At 68.5% G+C, this 17,640-nt stretch carries 21 protein-coding genes; 6 read left to right on the top strand and 15 right to left on the bottom strand.

Going from position 1 to position 17,640, the window contains the following annotated elements:
• Positions 1 to 178 precede the first annotated feature (178 nt).
• On the top strand, positions 179 to 481 hold the full coding sequence (locus OHA25_RS16095) for a hypothetical protein (RefSeq protein ID WP_327588373.1): 303 nt from the start codon (positions 179 to 181) through the stop codon (positions 479 to 481).
• Here the strand turns inward: OHA25_RS16095 and OHA25_RS16090 are convergent.
• Both OHA25_RS16090 and OHA25_RS16085 read right to left on the bottom strand, forming a co-directional pair.
• On the bottom strand, positions 474 to 845 hold the full coding sequence (locus OHA25_RS16090) for a hypothetical protein (RefSeq protein WP_327588372.1): 372 nt from the start codon (positions 843 to 845) through the stop codon (positions 474 to 476). The genes OHA25_RS16095 and OHA25_RS16090 overlap by 8 nt on opposite strands.
• A gap of 76 nt (positions 846 to 921) precedes the next feature.
• On the bottom strand, positions 922 to 1,281 hold the full coding sequence (locus tag OHA25_RS16085) for a hypothetical protein (protein WP_327588371.1): 360 nt from the start codon (positions 1,279 to 1,281) through the stop codon (positions 922 to 924).
• Positions 1,282 to 1,886: 605 nt separating this feature from the next.
• Here OHA25_RS16085 and OHA25_RS16080 point away from each other — a divergent pair.
• Positions 1,887 to 5,117 (top strand): AfsR/SARP family transcriptional regulator, encoded by a 3,231-nt coding sequence (locus OHA25_RS16080; RefSeq protein WP_327588370.1) that lies wholly within the window; start codon positions 1,887 to 1,889, stop codon positions 5,115 to 5,117.
• A 352-nt stretch (positions 5,118 to 5,469) separates the two neighbouring features.
• Here OHA25_RS16080 and OHA25_RS16075 read toward each other — a convergent pair whose 3' ends face one another.
• The 3 genes from OHA25_RS16075 to OHA25_RS16065 form a co-directional block, all read right to left on the bottom strand.
• On the bottom strand, positions 5,470 to 5,913 hold the full coding sequence (locus tag OHA25_RS16075) for a hypothetical protein (RefSeq protein ID WP_327588369.1): 444 nt from the start codon (positions 5,911 to 5,913) through the stop codon (positions 5,470 to 5,472).
• Positions 5,914 to 6,061: 148 nt separating this feature from the next.
• A complete protein-coding gene (locus OHA25_RS16070) occupies positions 6,062 to 6,205 on the bottom strand; it encodes a hypothetical protein (RefSeq protein ID WP_327588368.1) in 144 nt (47 codons plus the stop codon).
• On the bottom strand, positions 6,202 to 6,447 hold the full coding sequence (locus OHA25_RS16065; protein WP_327588367.1) for a hypothetical protein: 246 nt from the start codon (positions 6,445 to 6,447) through the stop codon (positions 6,202 to 6,204). The genes OHA25_RS16070 and OHA25_RS16065 overlap by 4 nt, the downstream gene beginning before the upstream one ends.
• Positions 6,448 to 6,495: 48 nt before the next feature.
• On the opposite strand from OHA25_RS16065, the gene OHA25_RS16060 reads away from it, so the two are divergent.
• A complete protein-coding gene (locus OHA25_RS16060) occupies positions 6,496 to 6,939 on the top strand; it encodes a hypothetical protein (RefSeq protein WP_327588366.1) in 444 nt (147 codons plus the stop codon).
• On the opposite strand, the gene OHA25_RS16055 is transcribed toward OHA25_RS16060, so the two are convergent.
• Positions 6,926 to 7,120, bottom strand: coding sequence for a hypothetical protein (locus OHA25_RS16055; protein WP_327588365.1), 195 nt, complete (start codon positions 7,118 to 7,120; stop codon positions 6,926 to 6,928). The genes OHA25_RS16060 and OHA25_RS16055 overlap by 14 nt on opposite strands.
• Positions 7,121 to 7,189: 69 nt before the next feature.
• On the opposite strand from OHA25_RS16055, the gene OHA25_RS16050 reads away from it, so the two are divergent.
• Positions 7,190 to 8,080, top strand: a complete 891-nt coding sequence (locus tag OHA25_RS16050; RefSeq protein ID WP_327588364.1) for a PhzF family phenazine biosynthesis protein — start codon at positions 7,190 to 7,192, stop codon at positions 8,078 to 8,080.
• A gap of 17 nt (positions 8,081 to 8,097) precedes the next feature.
• On the top strand, positions 8,098 to 8,595 hold the full coding sequence (locus OHA25_RS16045) for a nucleoside deaminase (protein WP_327588363.1): 498 nt from the start codon (positions 8,098 to 8,100) through the stop codon (positions 8,593 to 8,595).
• A gap of 64 nt (positions 8,596 to 8,659) precedes the next feature.
• On the opposite strand, the gene OHA25_RS16040 is transcribed toward OHA25_RS16045, so the two are convergent.
• Positions 8,660 to 9,277, bottom strand: a complete 618-nt coding sequence (locus tag OHA25_RS16040; RefSeq protein ID WP_327588362.1) for a TetR/AcrR family transcriptional regulator — start codon at positions 9,275 to 9,277, stop codon at positions 8,660 to 8,662.
• A gap of 310 nt (positions 9,278 to 9,587) precedes the next feature.
• On the opposite strand from OHA25_RS16040, the gene OHA25_RS16035 reads away from it, so the two are divergent.
• Positions 9,588 to 11,087 carry an MDR family MFS transporter gene (locus OHA25_RS16035; RefSeq protein ID WP_327588361.1) on the top strand — a complete coding sequence of 500 codons (1,500 nt, stop codon included), beginning with the start codon at positions 9,588 to 9,590 and terminating at the stop codon, positions 11,085 to 11,087.
• A gap of 138 nt (positions 11,088 to 11,225) precedes the next feature.
• Here the strand turns inward: OHA25_RS16035 and OHA25_RS16030 are convergent, their stop codons facing one another.
• The 8 genes from OHA25_RS16030 to OHA25_RS15995 all read right to left on the bottom strand — a co-directional run bounded on the left by OHA25_RS16030 (position 11,226) and on the right by OHA25_RS15995 (position 17,464).
• Positions 11,226 to 12,359: a zinc-dependent alcohol dehydrogenase gene (locus tag OHA25_RS16030; RefSeq protein ID WP_327588360.1), complete on the bottom strand. Its 1,134-nt coding sequence runs from the start codon at positions 12,357 to 12,359 to the stop codon at positions 11,226 to 11,228.
• The gene (locus OHA25_RS16025; protein ID WP_327588359.1) at positions 12,356 to 13,312 is read right to left on the bottom strand and encodes an aminoglycoside phosphotransferase family protein; all 957 of its coding nucleotides are present in this window, start codon (positions 13,310 to 13,312) and stop codon (positions 12,356 to 12,358) included. The genes OHA25_RS16030 and OHA25_RS16025 overlap by 4 nt, the downstream gene beginning before the upstream one ends.
• 90 nt (positions 13,313 to 13,402) lie before the next feature.
• Positions 13,403 to 14,053, bottom strand: coding sequence for a GPP34 family phosphoprotein (locus OHA25_RS16020; protein ID WP_327588358.1), 651 nt, complete (start codon positions 14,051 to 14,053; stop codon positions 13,403 to 13,405).
• Positions 14,028 to 14,297, bottom strand: coding sequence for a hypothetical protein (locus OHA25_RS16015; protein WP_442942115.1), 270 nt, complete (start codon positions 14,295 to 14,297; stop codon positions 14,028 to 14,030). The genes OHA25_RS16020 and OHA25_RS16015 overlap by 26 nt, the downstream gene beginning before the upstream one ends.
• Positions 14,298 to 14,302: 5 nt before the next feature.
• A complete protein-coding gene (locus tag OHA25_RS16010) occupies positions 14,303 to 15,253 on the bottom strand; it encodes an SPFH domain-containing protein (RefSeq protein ID WP_327588357.1) in 951 nt (316 codons plus the stop codon).
• A gap of 181 nt (positions 15,254 to 15,434) precedes the next feature.
• A complete protein-coding gene (locus OHA25_RS16005; protein WP_327588356.1) occupies positions 15,435 to 16,271 on the bottom strand; it encodes an alpha/beta fold hydrolase in 837 nt (278 codons plus the stop codon).
• Entirely contained in the window at positions 16,268 to 16,861 is a 594-nt protein-coding gene (locus tag OHA25_RS16000; protein WP_327588355.1) for a TetR/AcrR family transcriptional regulator, read from the bottom strand. The genes OHA25_RS16005 and OHA25_RS16000 overlap by 4 nt, the downstream gene beginning before the upstream one ends.
• A gap of 168 nt (positions 16,862 to 17,029) precedes the next feature.
• Positions 17,030 to 17,464, bottom strand: coding sequence for a M15 family metallopeptidase (locus OHA25_RS15995; protein ID WP_327588354.1), 435 nt, complete (start codon positions 17,462 to 17,464; stop codon positions 17,030 to 17,032).
• Between the last annotated feature and the right edge of the window lie 176 nt (positions 17,465 to 17,640).

The raw sequence follows: 17,640 nt of genomic DNA, 5'->3' as shown, positions 1-17,640 counted from the left end.
TGGCTTGTACGCCACCTCCAACAGCGCGAGCGGAATCGTCGTTCTCAGTCACCCGCGCTACGACTATGGCCGCAGCGGCTGCAAGTGGGTTCTCGCGGGCTCAACTGGCAGCAGGCCCCTGAACTGCCAATCACGCATTGCCTCCTAGTCGCGGCAGCAGCAGAGAGAGGATTTCGTCATGAGAAAACCGTTGATCCTGGCGGCTGCCGCTGGTGTCGCCGCTACCGCGATCGGCCTTTCCCTCGTCGCCACGGCGCAGGCCGACACGGCGACGTCGAAGGGCGCGATCGCGCACATGTCGCTGATGTCCCAAAGGCAGACTGCGGCGGACCACCTGCCCGCGTTCATCTCCTCCGGGACCGAGGTCGGTGAACTGGTCGCCCCGGCCACGACCCGGCCGACGTGCCTTGCCGGATGCGGACTCCCCGTATGCCGTGCGGGTGGTGGACGGGGAGTCCGCCTTGCCGGGACGGTCAGGTAGTGAAGTGGAATACCCCACGTATTGGGGTGCCCCGCCCTTCCCAGTAGCTCCGGTATTCGGCCTGGAAGGTGACGTTCTCGGGAACGTTGAGGACTCTGCAGGTGGCGCCCGGATGACCGACGTTGTCGTCCCTGATGACGATGGGTAATCCGCTCCCGCCCTGGCGGGACACGGCCACTTCCACCCAGGCCGTCCCAAAGGTGTTGTCCGCCTGGAGGCACATCTGATTGGTGTCGTCGGTGTAGCGGACGGTCCCGTCGCCGATGTCTCGGATGAAATTCACAGCGAGGGCCGGTTGTGCGAGAACAACGCTCGCCGCCACAACGCCAATGCCGATGGTGACCGCTTTGATCAGGTTTTTCATTGAGCCTCATCCGGAAAGAGAAAGGTTCCTCGTACGCCGCCCGGTGCACGGGAAACCCGGCCATGTAAGAAAGCGATTAGCGGTAGAAGGCCTTGGAGCCCCTGGACACCCAGGTGCCACGCTCGCCCCAATAGGACCTGACGTATATGACGATCCTCGTGCCCTCAGGGACCTCGCGGCCCCCCACGATCCCGCAACTGGCGCCGCGGTCACCGTAGTAGTAGTTTTTGTCGTCCCAAAATAGGTTCGTGGTCACCTGACGGGGACCCTCGGTGTCGTAGGCGTGCACACAGAGCGTGTTGGAGCTGTCGGTGTAGGTGATGACCCCGTCGCCGACATTCCAGCGGTAGTCCGCCGCGGACGCGGGCTGCGCGAGAACGACGCTCGCAGTCACGGCGCCAAGGCCTACCGCGGCGAATTTGGCCAGCTTGTTCATGGGCTTTCTGTCCCTTCCGAACCAGATCATTTTTGCTGGAGGATCGACCTAAGCCGATTTGTGAGTTTTGAGTGGCAATGTCGGCCGTCGCGACAACAGGCGCTCGTGCGGCCGTTGCTTACAACTCCTGGCTGGATCCTTGCGTACGCCGGTGGCAGCTTGGAATACGCCGGGAATATCCCGTGGTCACCGGGCTTTTCCGGTCTTCCGAGGGGCCTAACGATCTTCGGTCTTGAGCTTCTGGACGTTGGTGTCAAGGTTTCAGGACTCCCGGGGAAGCCGGGCGCGGGCGGCGTAGTCATCGACGTGGCGGGTGAGGGCCTTAGTGCGGCGCGGAGTTCGGGCGGTGCCTGGGGCTGGTTGGCAGCGGTGAGTGGGACGAGCAGCCGGTTGTAGACCTCGGTGGAGAAGACCGCGATGCGGACGCCGTCCTGGGTCAGCACGTACCGGTTGGAGCGGGCGAGCCGGCGGATGAGCCCGTTGAGACGCAGCTGCCGTCGGCGGATCGAGGGCCGGGCGGGAAGAGTTCGCAATGGTTTCTTGACCCATGGGACCGACATAACAGGCCGTCCAGGTTTACAGTGCGTCCCAGCCGAGGGGGCACGATGAAGTTTGGGATACTAGGTCCGCTGGCGGTGTGGCGAGAGGGTGAGCAGCTCGATCTCGGCACGCCTAAGGCGCGGGTGCTGTTAGCGGTTCTGCTGTGCCAAGCGGGTAACCCGGTGTCGGAAGATCAACTGGCCGTGGCACTGTGGGGGAACACCCCTCCGAAGAGCGCCACCAAGAATGTGCAGACCTACGTCCACCGGCTCCGGCGGCACCTGGGCGACCGGGCTCGCGTCGTGCGGCAGGGCCCCGGCTATCTGGTACGGGTGGCCCGGGACGAGCTGGATGCGGCGAGGTTCGAGAACTTGGCCGGCTCAGGGCAGGCGGTGGAGGCCACCGGCGAGCCGGAGGAGGCGACCCGCCGCCTGCACGAGGCGCTGAGTCTCTGGCGCGGGCCCGCGTTCGTCGGCATGACCGATGTCCCGATGCTGGCCGCGGAGGCCGCGCGGCTGGACGAGGTCCGCCTGTCGGTCCTGCAGTCGCGGATCGCCGTGGACCTGAGGCTGGGACGCCACGCCGGGCTGTTAGGCGAGCTGACCGCGCTCACCAGGCAGTACCCACTGCGGGAGCGGCTGCGCGCGCAGCTGATGCTGGCGCTGTACCGCTGTGGCCGGCGGGCGGACGCGCTCGCCGAATACACGCGTGCCCGCAAGATCCTGGTCGAGGAGACCGGTCTGGACCCGGCCGAAGAGTTGCACGACATGCATCAGAGAATCCTCACTCAGGACCCCTCACTCGACCTCGTTCCTCGCGTCATGGCAACGATCACGGGCTCCCCGGCGGAGGCCACACGGGCCCACCGTGACCTTGCCGCGCGTGTGCCGGATGATCTGGGCATCGAGCCGAGCGAGAACGTACAGCACGCCCACATGCGTGCCCTGCCCGCCGACAGTCCCGTCCATGCCACGGCCCCGATGCCTGACCCTCAGGCGGCCCTCACCCCCGCCGAGTTGCCGCCGGACATCGCGGATTTCACGGGCAGAGACGACGAGGTGGCGGACCTCACCGAGGCCCTCACCAAACCGCGGCCGGGCACCGTCGCCATGGCCAGCATCGCGGGTCTGGGAGGCCTGGGCAAAACCACGCTCGCCGTGCACGTCGCGCACCGGATCGCGGGTCACTTTCCCGACGGCCAGCTCTACGCGGACCTGCGCGGCGCCTCCGCCGACCCTGCCCGCCCAGAGGACGTGCTCAGCCGGTTCCTGTTCGCACTGGGCATCAGCACCACCGGCATACCCGGCTCCCTCGAAGAACGCGTGGCCTTCTACCGGAGCTGCCTGGCCGGACGCAGAATTCTCATCCTGCTCGACAATGTCGCCGGGGAGGAGCAGGTGCGGCCGCTCCTGCCCGGAGCTCCCGGCACGGCCGTGCTCCTCACCGGACGTGTCCGGCTGGTCGGTCTCGAGGGCGCGCGCCTGCTGGAACTCGACGTCCTGCCGTCGGCCCAGGCCATGGGCCTGCTGAGAAGGATCATCGGCGACGAACGCGTCCAGGACGACCCGGACGCCGCTCTGGAGATCACCCGATTGTGCGGCCGGGTACCGCTGGCGGTCCGCATCTCGGCGGCCAGGCTCCTCGGCAGAAGGCAATGGAGTCTGTCCCACCTCGCCGGCGTCCTCGGGGAGGAACGGCACCGGCTGGACGAACTCGTGGCGGGCGACCTCGACATCCGCGCGGGTTTCGAGATGAGCTACCGGACGCTTCCCGCGGGCGCGCAGCGGGCCTTCCGGCTGGCCGGACTGCTCGACGCGCCCGATTTCGCCTCCTGGGCGGTGGCGGCCCTCCTGGACGTGCCGGTACGGCAGGCGGAACACGAGATCGAGACCCTGGTCGACGCTCATCTGCTGAACCTCACCGGGACGGACGAGACGGGCAGGCTCAGGTATCGGTTCCACGACCTGATCCGGTTGTACGCGCGTGAGCGGGCGCAGCGCGAGGATTCGGAACCCGAGCGCCAGGCCGCGCTCCAGCGGGCCCTGGGTGCGTGGCTGGCGCTGGCGGAGGTCGCGGTGGAGCACGTACCGGGCCCCTGCTACGCACGCATGCACAGCCGTGCTCCGCGATGGCGGCTGCCCGCGGCGGTCTCCGGCCCGCTGCTGGCCGACCCGATGGCCTGGTTCGGCGCGGAGCACGCCGCGCTGATGGCCGGGGTCGCCCAAGCGTGCGAGGCGCGCCTGACCCAACTCGCATGGGACCTCGCGGGGTCCACCGAGACGTACCTCAACGTGCGCGGCGTGTACGACGGCTGGCAGCGCATGCACGAGCAGGCGCTCGCGCTCTGCCGTGAGACCGGCGACAAGCGCGGCGAGGCCGTGCTGATGCGCGGCCTCCTGGAGGTCACCACCTGGAACTCACCGCCGGGCCCCGGACCGGCAATGACACGGATGCGGGCCGGCGCTTCGCAGCTCCTCGGCCTGTTCACCATGCTGAACGATCCGATCGGGATGGCCGACGCCTTGGCGACCCTCGCCTGGAGCATGACGGCCGACGGGAACGGTGGTGCACAAGCGCTCGCCCTGGCGGAGCGCGCTCTGCGGACGGCCGCCGACGCGGACTACCTCGGCGGCCAGGCGCGGGCCTATCACGTGATGGCGATCATCCACGGCGAGGACGACCCTCAAGGGGCGCTCTCGGTCCTGGAGGAGGCCACGAAGGTCGCCGAGGCGCTCGGCAACCCTCACTACACCACGACGATCACCCAGTTCCTCGGCGCGGCGAAATCGTTCTGCGGTGACATCGCGGGCGGCCAGGAACTGCTGGAGAGGTCCCTGGAAATGGCACGGCGGTTGAACTACCGCTATCTGGAGACGTTCTCGCTGCTCTACCTCTCGAAGCTGTTCGCCACGGTCGGGGACGAGCGGGCCAGGGCGACCGCCGAACTGACGCTGGCTTACAGCGAGGACGGCAACTTCGGCCATTATCTCGCCGACGCGCTCAGCGTTCTCGGGCAGTTGGACCTGGCCGAAGGAGACCTGCCCGCCGCCATCGCCACCCTCGAACGCTCGGTCCGGATGTGGCGGACCCGCGGCTCGATCCCCTACCTGGCGCGGACGCTCTGCGCCCTCGGCGACGCCCACGACGCCGCCGGCGACCATCAGACGGCCACAAACATTTGGAACGAAGCCCGCGAACTGTTCCGCGGGATCTCGCACGAGAACGACGCGAGAACGCTGGACGACCGGCTCGCGCGTGAAGGGCAGCCTGGCTCTTCGGCGACACGTCGCCGTTGACGACCGCCAACTGACGGTCGGCGGTGCCATTCCCCGCGTGAAACCCCAGGACCACCTACCGCGTGGCCCGCAGCACCATCCCCGCACCCGCCGGTCCCCCGAACGACCCGACCACGAGTCACATGACCAGCAAAGACAAGATCACGAACGCTCAAACTCCGGCCATGGGGACTGGCCGCCGATCACGATGCCATGGCCCGCGTAGTAAATCAGGAGAACACGTCCGCCTATACATAGAACATAAGCCGCAATCTACTCAAATCAAACGCCCACTAAGGCGAGGGGAGGAAGCCGGCGCCATCCGCCCCCGCACCGTCCGCTGACCCGCGGAGGCGAGAGGGCGGATGATTCGCTACAGCGGGGTGCCAGTCCCGCTCAGCCAGCTGCCGTAGAGGGCGCTGGTGACTCGGCAGCGACCGGAGTAACAGACGTAGCTCACCTTGATCGACCGGTGCCTATAAGCCGACGGATTGAACTTGCGGATGATGCGTCCGTGCGTGCAAACGTCGTACACCTTGGCCTGACGTACGCCGTTCTGGTTGTAGATCTTCGTCATGCTGCTCGACGTCGTCTCAGTCCTCTTCAGCCGCTTGACGCTGTGCGTGTTCGGGTCGTAGGTCCGCGTCCCGAGGTAGTTCGTCCACACACCACCACATTGACCCCTGGTCTCCGACCAGTAGAGGTAGGGCCTGATCTCGTCGGCGCTGGCGGTCGACATCCCGCCGCCTCCGACCACTATCCCCAAAGCGAGCATCGCCGACGCCATGAACCACGCGAGCCGTTGTCCTTTGCGCATGAACATTCCCATCCCCGGTGTCGTCGCATCCTGTGGAGCCCAGCACGGTCAACCGAGTGACCGTCCGCCACAATGCCGTAGGGCGGAATATGCACAGAACATCTTCGGTACACGTGAGGTATCCCAGCCGGAGACCGGCTCGCCTCTCCTAAATCCGAAAGGGCAGCCCCTCAGCGCCTCGTCTCTGCTCAGCATTGACCAGCACGTCAATCCGCCCGAACCGCTCGATCACCCGCTGGACCGCGGCGGTGACCGACTTGTCACCAGCCACGTCGGGGTCGAGGAAGGTCACACGGTCGAGCGGGCTTTGGAGGCGGCCAGCTCAAGAAGATCCAATACCGGCCCCACCTGCTCGCCGGATGGCCGGCCATATTCCAGAAATATTCCGACCTCCATTACGCTCGCGTAAATTCGGCCCACCACATCGAAAGGGGTTCCAGGACGCGAAGCAAATTGCTGAGCGTGGCGCTCGCCACGGAAGCGCTCGTCATCACCCAGGAGTCCGTGACGCCTGAGGTGTGATTCGCTCAGCACGTGTTATCCAGCGACGTGTACTAGTCGAGCTCGGAAAGGACCGTAAAGATGTCGAAGGCGCAACAGAAGGCTCATTGGAAGAGTACACGGCAAATCCTTGCCGTATCGGCCGCGGCCTTGGCCACGCTCCTGGCCTTGGCAACTCCCGCACAAGCCTCAACCTTCACCCTGTACTACGACAAGCCCGCCGCCGCGGGCGGCACCTATGGCGGAACCGCGGGCTTCGTGGATCGGTACCAGAGTTCTGGCGGAACGGACAACAACGAAGTGTTTGTCCACGATAACCGTGACGGCTATGGGGTGCTGATAACGACCTCGAGCCGGCGGGCGGATGGAACGTGGACGGTTCGGAACTCCCGTTACGTCAATGACGGGACATCACGCAGCTGGAACGTCAGTTTGCTGGACGGCCCAGCGAGGTTCCATATCTGCATCTACGTCCAGGGCGGCGACCAATCCTATTGCTTCGACCGATACTTCACCAATGGCTGAGTCGACCACCGGCCGCCGAGCAGACGACGACCGTGCCCGGGTAGCCACGGATGACGACGTTGAACCGTGGACGCTCAATCGTGTCACTGCGCCGCTGAGCCACGCGCACGTACATCCCGCACTTGCTGGCCAGGGTCGCGCGGCCGTCGGTCTGGATGGCGGCGATCAGGGCACGGTCCACGTCGTCCAGCAGACTGCCGACTGGTGATTTGGGGTGTGACACCCATTCGAGATCCCTAACCTTGACCTCATGACGACATGGACACCGTTCTTCTTCATTGATGTCTTCGCTGAGCGCCCGCTGACCGGTAACCCGCTGGCGCTGGTGCCGGACGCGGACGGATTGACCGTGGACCAGATGCGCGCCATCGCCCGCGAGTTCAACCAATCCGAGACCACCTTCCTGCTCCAGCCCACCCAACCGGCTGCCGCGTGGCGGCTGCGGTCGTTCACTCCCATCGGCGCCGAAGTCGACGGTGCCGGCCACAACGCACTCGGCGCCTGGCTGTGGCTCGTCGATCAGGGACTGACCGGAGATGAACCATCACGGACACTGATGCAGGAGATCGGCGGGGACGTACTGCCGGTGGAGGTCGTCCGCCAGCCCGGGGGAGGTGTCCGGATTGTGATGGAGCAGTCCGCACCCGTGTTCGGGCCCGTGGTCGAGGACGCACGTCGCCTCGCTGCCGCACTCGGACTCAGGCCCGAGAACCTTTCACCTGATCAGCCGGCGCAGGTCGGCTCCACGGGAGTGGCCCACTTGCTCGTCCCGCTGGTCGATCGCCCGGCTGTCGACGGCACCGCTGTCGAGCCTCGGGCCTTGGCTGCGATCCTGGCCGAGGCGGGCGCCGAAGGCTGCTACGTCTACACCATCGCACCCGGGGAGCCCAAGGCGGACGCCTACAGCCGGTTCTTCAATCCCACCGTGGGCATCGTCGAGGATCCGGCCACCGGCACGGCTGCGGGCCCGCTCGCCGCCCTGCTCACTCGGACACAGCGGGTCGATGGGGGTCTGGTCGTCATCGAGCAAGGCCATGAGCTCGGGCGGCCCAGCCGGATCCAGGTCGAGGTCAACGGCGACCGGGTACGGATCTCGGGGTCCGGGATCGTCACGGGTCGCGGAGAACTCAGGCTTGCATGAAACCGGGGAGGACCACGATGACCGTCGACAATCTCACATCCACTGACCTCACGCATCTACGCCGTTGCATCGAGCTCGCCACCGAAGCCCTCGATGCGGGCGACGACCCGTTCGGATCCGTTCTCACGGACGCCGATGGAGCCGTCTTGGCTGAGGACCGCAACCGCGAGGCCACCACCAATGACCCGACCGCCCACCCCGAGATCGCCCTATCCCGGTGGGCGGCAGCGAACCTCACGCCACGGCAGCGATCAACTGCCACGGTATACACGTCGGGCGAGCACTGCCCGATGTGCTCGGCGGCTCATGCCTGGGTCGGGCTGGGCCGGATCATCTACATCCACTCCGCCGCACAGCTCGCCGAGTGGCGCACAGCGCTCGGGCGCCCCGCCTCACCCGTGCGAAGCCTGCCGATCACTGAGATCGCACCCGACATCCCTGTCATAGGGCCGGTGCCACCCCTCGACAAGGAGATGCGGGACCTGCACACCCGGGCAGCCAGACGTCCCGACTGAGCACCGCTCACCCAGGCCGGCAGGCGGGTGGTCGAGCAGGAGCTCGGGCCGTCGCAAGCGGCGCTTACTCGGAAACGGGGAAACGCGGCGCCGGGAACAGGTCGCCGACCAGCAAAGTCGCCGCGTGCATGGCGATGGCGAGGATGTCGTCGTCCGTGGCCTCGGTGCCCCGGGACGCCATCACGGCGTTGTGCACGCTGAGCAGGGCCATGCGGATGCGCAGGCGCTCATCCAGCGGCGCGTCGGGGCCGAGGAGGAGCCGTGCCGCCCTGTCGACCCGGTCCAGCGGGCCGCCCTGCCGCAGCGGCATCACCGTGCGCAGCGCGGCATGGTTGGCGGCGACGAACCGCATGGTCCGCAGTCCCTCCCGGGCGCCCTGGACGATCCAGCGGCCCAGGAACTCGGCGGACAGCTCGGGAGTCAGCGGCTGGCCTGCGGCCCAGTCCAGCAGGTCGTCGAGCGCGCGCATGTTCTCTTGGAAGAGGCTGAGGACGATCGCCTCTTTGCTGTCGAAATGGTAGTAGAGCGCTGCCTTGGTGATGCCGATCTGCTCGGCGATCTCGCGCATCGAGGTGGCGTCGTAGCCACGCTCGGTGAACAGCGTCAGCGCGGCCTGCTGGATGTCGGCCCGCGTCTGGCTGCCCTTGCGCCGCGGAGCCGTCCCCTGTTCCGTCTCGGTCATCGCTCTTCCTTGCTCCCAAGCTCAGCTCTCCCGAAGTCTACACCCGGTTGCTTACCGGTCGGTTAGCAAGTATCTTACTAACCGACCGGTAGGCCAATGCGGCCGCGACAACGCTCGTGATCGTGGCCAGACCCTTTCCCCCATCACTTACCGGTCGACTAGCAAGTACGCTCACCGACCGGCCGGTATCTCTATCCGAATGACTGGAGCACACGTGATGGCAGAAGAGAGCACGAAGGACGCACCAAGTCCCCCGACGCCGGGGCAGCAAGGCGGACTGGGGTTCAGTCATCGCCAGATCCTTGTGACGATGAGCGGTCTGGTCATCGCCATGCTGCTGGCGATGCTCGACAACATGATCGTCGCTCCGGCGCTGCCGACCATCGTCGGCGAGCTGGGCGGCCTGAACCACCTGGCCTGGGTGACCACCGGCTATGTCCTGGCCTCCACCGTGGCCACGCCGATCTGGGGCAAGCTCGGCGACCTGTACGGCCGGCGCATCACCTTCGTCACCGCCGTGGCGCTCTTCCTGGTCGGCTCGGTCCTGTGCGGGATGTCGCAGGACATGGCGCAGCTGATCGGCTTCCGCGCCCTGCAAGGCCTCGGAGCGGGCGGCCTGATGGTCGGCGTCCTGTCGATCATCGGGGAGATGATCCCGCCGCGGGATCGCAGCAAATACCAGGGCGTGATGATGGCCGCCATGCCGGTGGCGATGATCGGCGGCCCGCTCGTCGGCGGCTTCATCACCGACAACCTCAGCTGGCGCTGGGCCTTCTACGTCAACCTGCCGCTCGGCGTCATCACCCTAGTCCTGTGCTGGATCACCCTGGCCAAGCTGCCCAAGGGCACCGGCAAGGCCGTGATCGACTGGTGGGGCACCGCGCTGCTGACGGTGTGGATCACCGCGCTGGTGCTCATCACCAGCTGGGGCGGCACCCAGTACGACTGGAGCTCGCCGCAGATCCTCGGCCTGGCGGCGCTGGCAGTGGCCGGGTTCGTCGCCTTCGTGATCGTCCAGCGGCGGACAGCCGAGCCCATCATGCCGCTGCGAGTCTTCAAGAGCCGCAACTTCTCCCTGGCCGGGGCCGTAGCCTTCATCTCGGGTTTCGCCATGTTCGGCGCCATCGGCTTCCTGCCGCAGTTCCAGCAGTTCGTCCAGGGCGCCTCGGCCACCAACAGCGGCCTGCTGCTCATGCCGATGATGATCGCCGCGATGATCGTCAGCCTGGCCGGCGGCGCGCTGATCGGCCGGACGGGGCACTACAAATCGTGGCCCATCATCGGCACCATCCTCGTCACCGCCGGCCTGGCGCTGTTCGCCACCATGGACCTCGGCACCACCACCACGATGACGGCCCTGTACATGGTGGTCCTGGGCGCCGGCATGGGCGCGCTGATGCAGACGAGCACCCTCATCGCCCAAAACAGCCTCGACCTGCGCGACATGGGCGCGGGCACCGGGGTGTCGACCTTCCTGCGCAGCATGGGCAGCTCACTCGGCGTCTCCCTGCTCGGCGCCGTCTACACCAGCCAGCTGGCCGACTCCCTAGCCGGTGCCGGGCCGGCCGCGCAGAGCGTGGCCGCCTCCGCCGCCTCGATGACCCCGCAAGCGCTGCGTGCCCTGCCCGAAGCAGCGCGGCACCTGTTCCAGCAGGCCGTCACCGACGGCATCACCGCCCTGTTCACCTGGGGTGCAGCCGTGACCGCAGTCGGCATCGTCGTGGCCTTCTTCATCCGCCAGGTCCCGCTGCGCAGCGCCGCCCCACCAGCCGCCAGTCCCGATGCCGAGCCGGTCGGGGCCGGCAGGTGAGGCCATCGGCCCCCAACGGTCAGCGCGACTTCGGGGTGGAGAACGCCGTGCCCGGGCTCGTTCGATGCTCGCGCAGCGGCCTCCCGGTGCGCGGCGACGGCGCGGTACTCAGATGGGCGCTGGAAGCGGTGCCGGGACCTACTCCTGCTCGGTGAGCCGGTCCCGTTGGAGGACCACTTTGGTCGTCTTGGCGGTGTAGGCGCTGGGGGCGTCGTCCCAGTCTGCGAGCAGGGTGGTGACGCGTTCGGCGGGAAAGCCGGTGCGGTGGACGAACTCCAGGAGGTCGGGGAGAGTGGCGCGGGCGTGGGAGACGCCTACCCGGAGGGTGATGTCGGTGGCGTACATGTGCATGAGCGGGATGCGGGTGCCGGTGGCGAGGTAGTAGCCGACCGCGGTGCACACGCCGCCGGGAGCCGTTGCGCTGAGCGCTCGGCGCAGGCCTGGCGCGCGTGAGGTGGCTTCGACGACGATGTCGTAGCCGCCGCCGATGGTGGTGGTGGTGGTGAGCCGCCGGGCTTGGGCGCCGAGGGATTCGGCGATCTGGCGTCGCCCGGGGTCGTCGTCGAGGTAGTCGACGGTTGCGGCGCCGTGGGCCGCGGCCAGGCCGGCGGCGTACAGGCCGATGCTCTTGGCGCCGCCGCCGAGGATGAGCACCGTTGCGCCTTCGCGGCGGGTGAGCGGGGGGACGACGGTTCGCCAGGCGTCGGCGAGGTTGTCGCTGGCCGCGGCGACGCGCAGCGGCAGAACGCCGTCGGGGACGGGGACGAGCATGTGGTCGGCGTGGGGGACGCGGATCTGGTCGGTGACCATGCCGCCCCACGGGCCGCTGGCGGGACCGAAGCCGTAGGCGGCGAGGCTGGCGCGGGTGGTGGTGGCGCATTTGGAGGTGAGGCCGGTCAGGCAGCGGGGGCAGGTGCCGCAGGAGACCGCCCAAGGGACGACGACGGTCTGCCCGGTCCGGATCTGTCGCACGCCGGAGCCGACGGCGACGACTTCGGCGACGCATTCGTGGCCGATCGGGAAAGGCCCCTGGAAGGGGATCTTCCCGCAGATGGTGCCGACGATCGGGTCGACGAGGCCGAGCGCCATCCCGGCTTGGAGCGCTCGTGAGACCGGCCGGTGGATCGGGAGGGTGTCGCCGTCGCAGCGGCCGGCGAGGAACGGGCGGGCGATGGCGTCGCCGGGCTCGGCCAGGCGGGGTGCCGGACGTTCGCGCCAGGCGAGGCGACCGCTGCGCAGGAAGACGAGCTCACGCACGCTGTCGTACGTCATCGCGGTTGTCGCGGACTGGGGAACGGGACCTGGGCCTGCTCGGGCGCGGGGGCGATGAGGCGTCGCAGTGCGGCGTGGGCGGGTGGGCCCCAGGTGGGCTTGCCGCCTGGGCGGCCGCGAACGCCGGCTTCTCCGATATGGATGCCGCCGAGGGCGCGGCGTACCGCCCATCCGCGGGCGCGGCGCAGGGTCGCGGCGTCCGGGGCCGGCTGATAGGCGTCATAAAAGCGGTCGGCGGCGCCGTCCGGCAGCAGGCTCCAAGCGGCGGCGAGGTCGCCGGCCGGATCGCCCGCGAAGAGGTCGCCGAAGTCGATCACGCCGCAGATGGTGCCGTCCGTGGTGAGGACGTTGGCCGGATGCAGGTCACCGTGGAGCCATAGCGCCGGGCCTGTCCAGTCAGGCGCGGCGACGGCGTCGTCCCAGACCGCGCGGACGGCGTCCGGGTCGGGGATCAACCCCATCTCGGTGGCCGAGGCGAGCCCCTTGACGAACCCCTCGGAGTAATCGGCCAGCGGCCCTCCGCGGTCCCGGCCGGCGGGTGCCTGTTCGGGGGCGGGTTGGTGCAGTGCCGTCAGGAAGGCGGCCAAGGCGTCGGCCGCCTCGGCGCCGCGCGTGACGGGGGCGCGGTCGGCGGGCTCGCCCGGCACCCAGGTGGTGACGATCCAGGGTCGCGGAAACCGCGCGGAGGGCTCGCCGAGGCGTTGCGGGAAAGGAACCGGCAGCGGAAGGCGCGGGGCGAGGGTGGGTAGCCAGGTGTGCTCCTTGAGCAGCAGCTCGTCTGCGGACTCCGTCGCCCAGGGCAACCGGACGGCGAGGTCGTCGCCGAGCCGCCACAGCTGGTTGTCCCAGCCCCGCGCGCCGAGCCTCACAGGGAGATCGGCCAGGTCGGGGTGCTGGTCACGCAGCAGATCCCGCACCAACTCCGCGGTGATCTCGATCTCGGTGTGCGTCATGCGGAGCAACATTAGCCGGAGGGGGAGCCGACCCGTTCCGGATGCTGGAGCTCCGAGAGCCGGCGGTGGGAGCCGCCGTGATTCGTCGTGTCAGCCGGCTTCGCTCGCCGCCCTGGCCGCCTCGATGCTCTTGCGCAATGCGGTCGCGATCGGCTCGACGGGCGCGGACAACTGCTGGATCCGGTCCCGGCGCAGACGCGTCTCCCACCAGGAGGGAACCACCGTCTTGAGCCGGGCCGCCGTGGCCAGCGCCGCCAGGACGCGGACGTCCTCGTCCAGGTGCCCGACCGGCTGGCCGCCACGGATGGCCCGGCCCACGCGCTCGGCCAGCCTGCGCGACAGGTACGCCTTGCGCAGCGTGATCCGCTGAACCGGGAACAGCAGGATCCGGCGCCGCTCCACCCTGATGATCCGGGCGGCCGCCAGCTCGTCGCTTACCACGCGGACCGCCTTGCCGTTGTCCTTCTGCACCCACCGCCGCCACGAGCGGGGCGGCGAGTTCGAGATCTGCTCCCAGACCACGGCCCGCAGGGAACCCGGCTCGGCGGCCGGGGCGGTGAGAGCTCGCGCCTTGCCCGACTCGTCCGCCAGGTTGCCCGCCAGCAGCAGCTCGGCGAGGGTGGCCGCGCGCAGCAGGTAGCCCAGCTCGCCCCGCTGGGTCAGCTTCTCCTTCCGCAGGTCAAAGGCCAATAAGAAGGCCGATCGGGTCAGTGACTCACCCTGCTTCACTTGCGTCTCCATCCGCCCGCTCCTCTTCTTCCGCCTGATCTGTGTCGTCCCCTGAGTCATCCTCCGGCGCCTTCCTCGGCCGTCCGCGTGGGCGCATCCGCCCCACCCCATCGGGCAGGCGTCCGGCCTCGGAGAGAGCCCTGCGCAGCAGGAACTCGATCTGGGAGTTCGTGCTGCGCAGCTCGTCGGACGCCCACCTGGCCAGCGCGTCGTGAACCACCGGGTCGAGGCGCAGCAGGATCTTCTTCCGCTCCACGGTGATTACTGGTAGAGCGTGCCCGTGTTGACCACGGGCTGGGTGTCGCGGTCACCGACCAGCACCACGAGCAGGTTGCTCACCATGGCCGCCTTGCGCTCCTCGTCCAGCTCGACCACGTTGTGCTCGGCGAGCTTGGCCAGGGCCATCTCCACCATGCCGACCGCCCCGTCGACGATCCGCTGCCGGGCCGCCACCACTGCGCCCGCCTGCTGGCGGCGCAGCATGGCGTGGGCGATCTCGGGCGCGTACGCCAGGTGGATGATGCGGGACTCGATGACCTTCACCCCGGCGGAGGCCACCCTGGCCGCGAGCTCCGCGGACAGCCGCTCGTTGATCTCGTCGGCGTTGTCCCGCAGGGACAGCCTGGGGTCGCCGTGCGCGTCGTACGGATAGCTGCCCGCGATGTGCCGCACGGCCGTCTCCGCCTGGATGGCCACGAACTCCACGAAGTCGTCCACCTCGAAGACCGCCTGTGCGGTGTCCTGCACCTGCCAGACCACCACGGTCGCGATCTGAATCGGGTTGCCGTCCGCGTCGTTGACCTTCGTCACGTCCGTCTCGTGGTTGCGGATCCTCGTGGACACCCGCCGGCGCACCGTGATCGGGTTGACCCACTGGAAGCCGGGGGTGCGCAGGGTGCCGACGTACCGGCCGAGCAGCTGCACCACCCTGGCCTCGCCCGGCGCCACCGCGGTGAGGCCGAAGTACATGAAGAACCCGAGCAGGATCATCAGGATGCTCACGATGACCACCCACATGCCGCCCTGCCCGGCCCCCGAGGCGAGCATGACGATTCCCACGACGAGCAGCGCGATCCCGGCCAGCTCCAGCGCCGTCGCCACCCCCAGCATCACGAACCCGTTGGCCGCCCGCACCGGGTGCTCGCTCGTGCGCGGTGCGGGCATGTCCACGACGGCGGCCTCAAGTGCAGCCCCGCCCGATGTGTTCGCCATCGTCCGTCCCTTCTCCGTGACTTCATCTTGCTATCAAATTGATATCACTTTTTCGGGGACGGTGACAGCCCGGTTCTCTGTGAAATCTGCTCGGGTGGGTGCGATGGGCCGCCGCCGGTGTCGGCGCGGCGGTGACGCGCCTCGGTCCGCCCGGCCGGCTGCGGCGGTGACGACTTCGGGGCTAGGAGCGGAAGACCTTGCGAAGGAGCTCGCCGAACTCGGCGGGGTGCGTGGTCAGGCCGGTGTGCCCGCCCGGGAAGTGCACGAGCTCCACGCCGTAACGCTCGGCCAGGAAAGCGGCCGGGCGGTAGGGGAGCTCGCCGCGCGAGTCCTCGCCGCACGCGAGCACGAGCCGGTCCGACAGCGCCGCCAGCCGGTCGAGGTCCGGGGCATACGACATGAAGCTCGGCACGATGCGCCCGACGAAGTACGGCATGTTGGCCATCGTCCGCTCCGCCCTCGCCGCCGCCTGGGGCGGAAGCTTGATCTCGGCCGGGGGTTCGGTGGTGTCGCCGCCCTTCCTCAGACCTGCCATGAACACGGCCATCGCCGGCATGAGCCCATCGGTCCGGAATGTCTCCCGCACCCGCGCGATGAGCGCGCGATGTTCGGCGGCATCCGGCAGCACCTCCACCACCGGCGGCTCGTGCGCCACGACGCGTCCGACGCGCTCGGGATGGGCGGTGAGCAGGTGCAGAGAGATGATCGCGCCCGAGCTGGCACCGAAAACGCGGGCGGGCTCGTCGGGCGACAGCAGCTCCAATATCCGGAACGCGTCGTCGGCGTGCTTCTCGACCCGCTGCTCGGCCTCGGGATCGTCCAGCGGGCTGCGGGACATGCCACGCGGGTCGTAGGTCACGACTGTGTACTCGGCGGCCAGGTCGCCGGCGACGCCGTCGAAGGAGGCCGCATCGCCCGCCCCGCCGGGAATCAGAAGCAGGAGCGGGCCCTCGCCGCGCACCTCGTAGTGCAGGGTCGCGCCGTTCACGCGCAGGCTGCCGCTGGTCGGGTCGGTCATTTCGGGTCTCCTTCACGGGACGGGGGCCAGTGCTCCAGGAGGACGTGCAGGGCGTCGAGTGCGCGGACCCACGAGTCCTGCGGCGAGCGCTCATGCCCGAACCCGCCCGCCGCCTCCAGGGCGACAAACCCGTGGAACGTGCTGCGCAGCACCCGGACCGCGTCGGTCAGGTCCGGCTCTTCCAGTCCGTAGGCACGCAGCATGCTGTAGGTCAGCTCGACCGCACGCCGCGGCCCGGGCGCCTTTGCGGCCAGCTCCGGGTCGATCTGGATCGGAGTCTGCGTCGCCATGTAGCGACCCGGATGCTCACGGGCGTACTCCCGCCAGGCATTCGCGAACGCGACCAGCGCATCCTTGCCCGCCCGGCCCGCGGTGGCATCCGCTATCTGGACGGTCTTTTCGTCCGCCGCCAGCAGCGCGATCCGTCCGCGCAGGTCCTCCAGACTGCGGACGTGGGTGTAGAGGCTGGCGTCCTTCACACCGAGCCGCCGCGCCACCTCCGCGATCGTCACCTGGTCGAGCCCCACCTCGTCCGCCAGCTCGGCGCCCGCGATCGTCACCTGCTCCGCTGTCAGCCTGGCCCGCGCCATGCATCCTCCCTACACTCCTAGGATCCCTAGGTTTATCCTAGGACTCCTAGGCTGTCAAAGAGGAGGCTTGTTAACGCAGGCGGCACGGCTCGGTGCGCCGTGACGGCCGGTGGACGCTGCCGTACCGGCCGGCGCCGCGCCGGTGACGCGTCATGCCGAGCGTGCTGATCACTGCTGCATCCTTGGATCGTGCGTGGGGTCGGCGTACATGGGCGGGCAGCCGTCATCGATGGCTTCGGGGCGCAGTTCGTAGTGCCAGGGTTCGTTGCGGTAGATCTGGCACAGCCCGTACTCGGCGCCGTGCTTGGACAGCCATGCCGTGGCATCGGAGGGCCCGATGTCGACCGCGTCCCCCGACACGTGAAGAGACTTGTCCGCGGTGGCCACCCATCGGGCGGCTTCCTCTTCTGAGCCGTACTCCGAAACCGCCTCATGGCGTAGTTGTTCCTGGTACGCCGGGGAACGCCAGCCACTATTGACGAAGAACTCGACCCCGTCGTGCGCGGCATCAGTCGCAGCTTGGCGCAGGGCGGCGAGCAGCTCGTGGTCGAGGTTGGCCACGGCCGGAAATTCGTCGTCGAAGACCGTCACGCCGTCGGGCACGGCGCCATCTGCCTCGCCAAGTGCACCCTGGCGGTCGCCCTGAAGAATGTCGATGGGTGATGCCGCCGAGGAGGCCAGGGTCCGGTAAGCGAGGACCCCGATAAGCGCCGCGCTGATGACTACAAGGGCAGCGAGGATGGTCGATCGCGTACGGCGGGCTGCTCTTCGTGCTGGTT

The organism is Nonomuraea sp. NBC_00507 (genome assembly GCF_036013525.1).
In the GTDB taxonomy this organism is placed as follows: Bacteria; Actinomycetota; Actinomycetes; order Streptosporangiales; family Streptosporangiaceae; genus Nonomuraea.
Note: the sequence above shows the minus strand (reverse complement) of the source record. Positions and strands in the feature narration are given on the sequence as shown.

Bases quoted from the DNA above. Each gene is read 5' to 3' on its own strand.
- OHA25_RS16020 (WP_327588358.1), bottom strand. From the start codon at position 14,053: ATGGAGACGCAAGTGAAGCAGGGTGAGTCACTGACCCGATCGGCCTTC.
- OHA25_RS16000 (WP_327588355.1), bottom strand. From the start codon at position 16,861: ATGGCGCGGGCCAGGCTGACAGCGGAGCAGGTGACGATCGCGGGCGCC.
- OHA25_RS16040 (WP_327588362.1), bottom strand. From the start codon at position 9,277: ATGACCGAGACGGAACAGGGGACGGCTCCGCGGCGCAAGGGCAGCCAG.
- OHA25_RS16010 (WP_327588357.1), bottom strand. From the start codon at position 15,253: ATGGCGAACACATCGGGCGGGGCTGCACTTGAGGCCGCCGTCGTGGAC.
- OHA25_RS16085 (WP_327588371.1), bottom strand. From the start codon at position 1,281: ATGAACAAGCTGGCCAAATTCGCCGCGGTAGGCCTTGGCGCCGTGACT.
- OHA25_RS16050 (WP_327588364.1), top strand. From the start codon at position 7,190: ATGACGACATGGACACCGTTCTTCTTCATTGATGTCTTCGCTGAGCGC.
- OHA25_RS16090 (WP_327588372.1), bottom strand. From the start codon at position 845: ATGAAAAACCTGATCAAAGCGGTCACCATCGGCATTGGCGTTGTGGCG.
- OHA25_RS16095 (WP_327588373.1), top strand. From the start codon at position 179: ATGAGAAAACCGTTGATCCTGGCGGCTGCCGCTGGTGTCGCCGCTACC.
- OHA25_RS16045 (WP_327588363.1), top strand. From the start codon at position 8,098: ATGACCGTCGACAATCTCACATCCACTGACCTCACGCATCTACGCCGT.
- OHA25_RS16025 (WP_327588359.1), bottom strand. From the start codon at position 13,312: ATGACGCACACCGAGATCGAGATCACCGCGGAGTTGGTGCGGGATCTG.
- OHA25_RS16005 (WP_327588356.1), bottom strand. From the start codon at position 16,271: ATGACCGACCCGACCAGCGGCAGCCTGCGCGTGAACGGCGCGACCCTG.
- OHA25_RS16035 (WP_327588361.1), top strand. From the start codon at position 9,588: ATGAGCGGTCTGGTCATCGCCATGCTGCTGGCGATGCTCGACAACATG.
- OHA25_RS16060 (WP_327588366.1), top strand. From the start codon at position 6,496: ATGTCGAAGGCGCAACAGAAGGCTCATTGGAAGAGTACACGGCAAATC.
- OHA25_RS16075 (WP_327588369.1), bottom strand. From the start codon at position 5,913: ATGCGCAAAGGACAACGGCTCGCGTGGTTCATGGCGTCGGCGATGCTC.
- OHA25_RS16080 (WP_327588370.1), top strand. From the start codon at position 1,887: ATGAAGTTTGGGATACTAGGTCCGCTGGCGGTGTGGCGAGAGGGTGAG.
- OHA25_RS16030 (WP_327588360.1), bottom strand. From the start codon at position 12,359: ATGACGTACGACAGCGTGCGTGAGCTCGTCTTCCTGCGCAGCGGTCGC.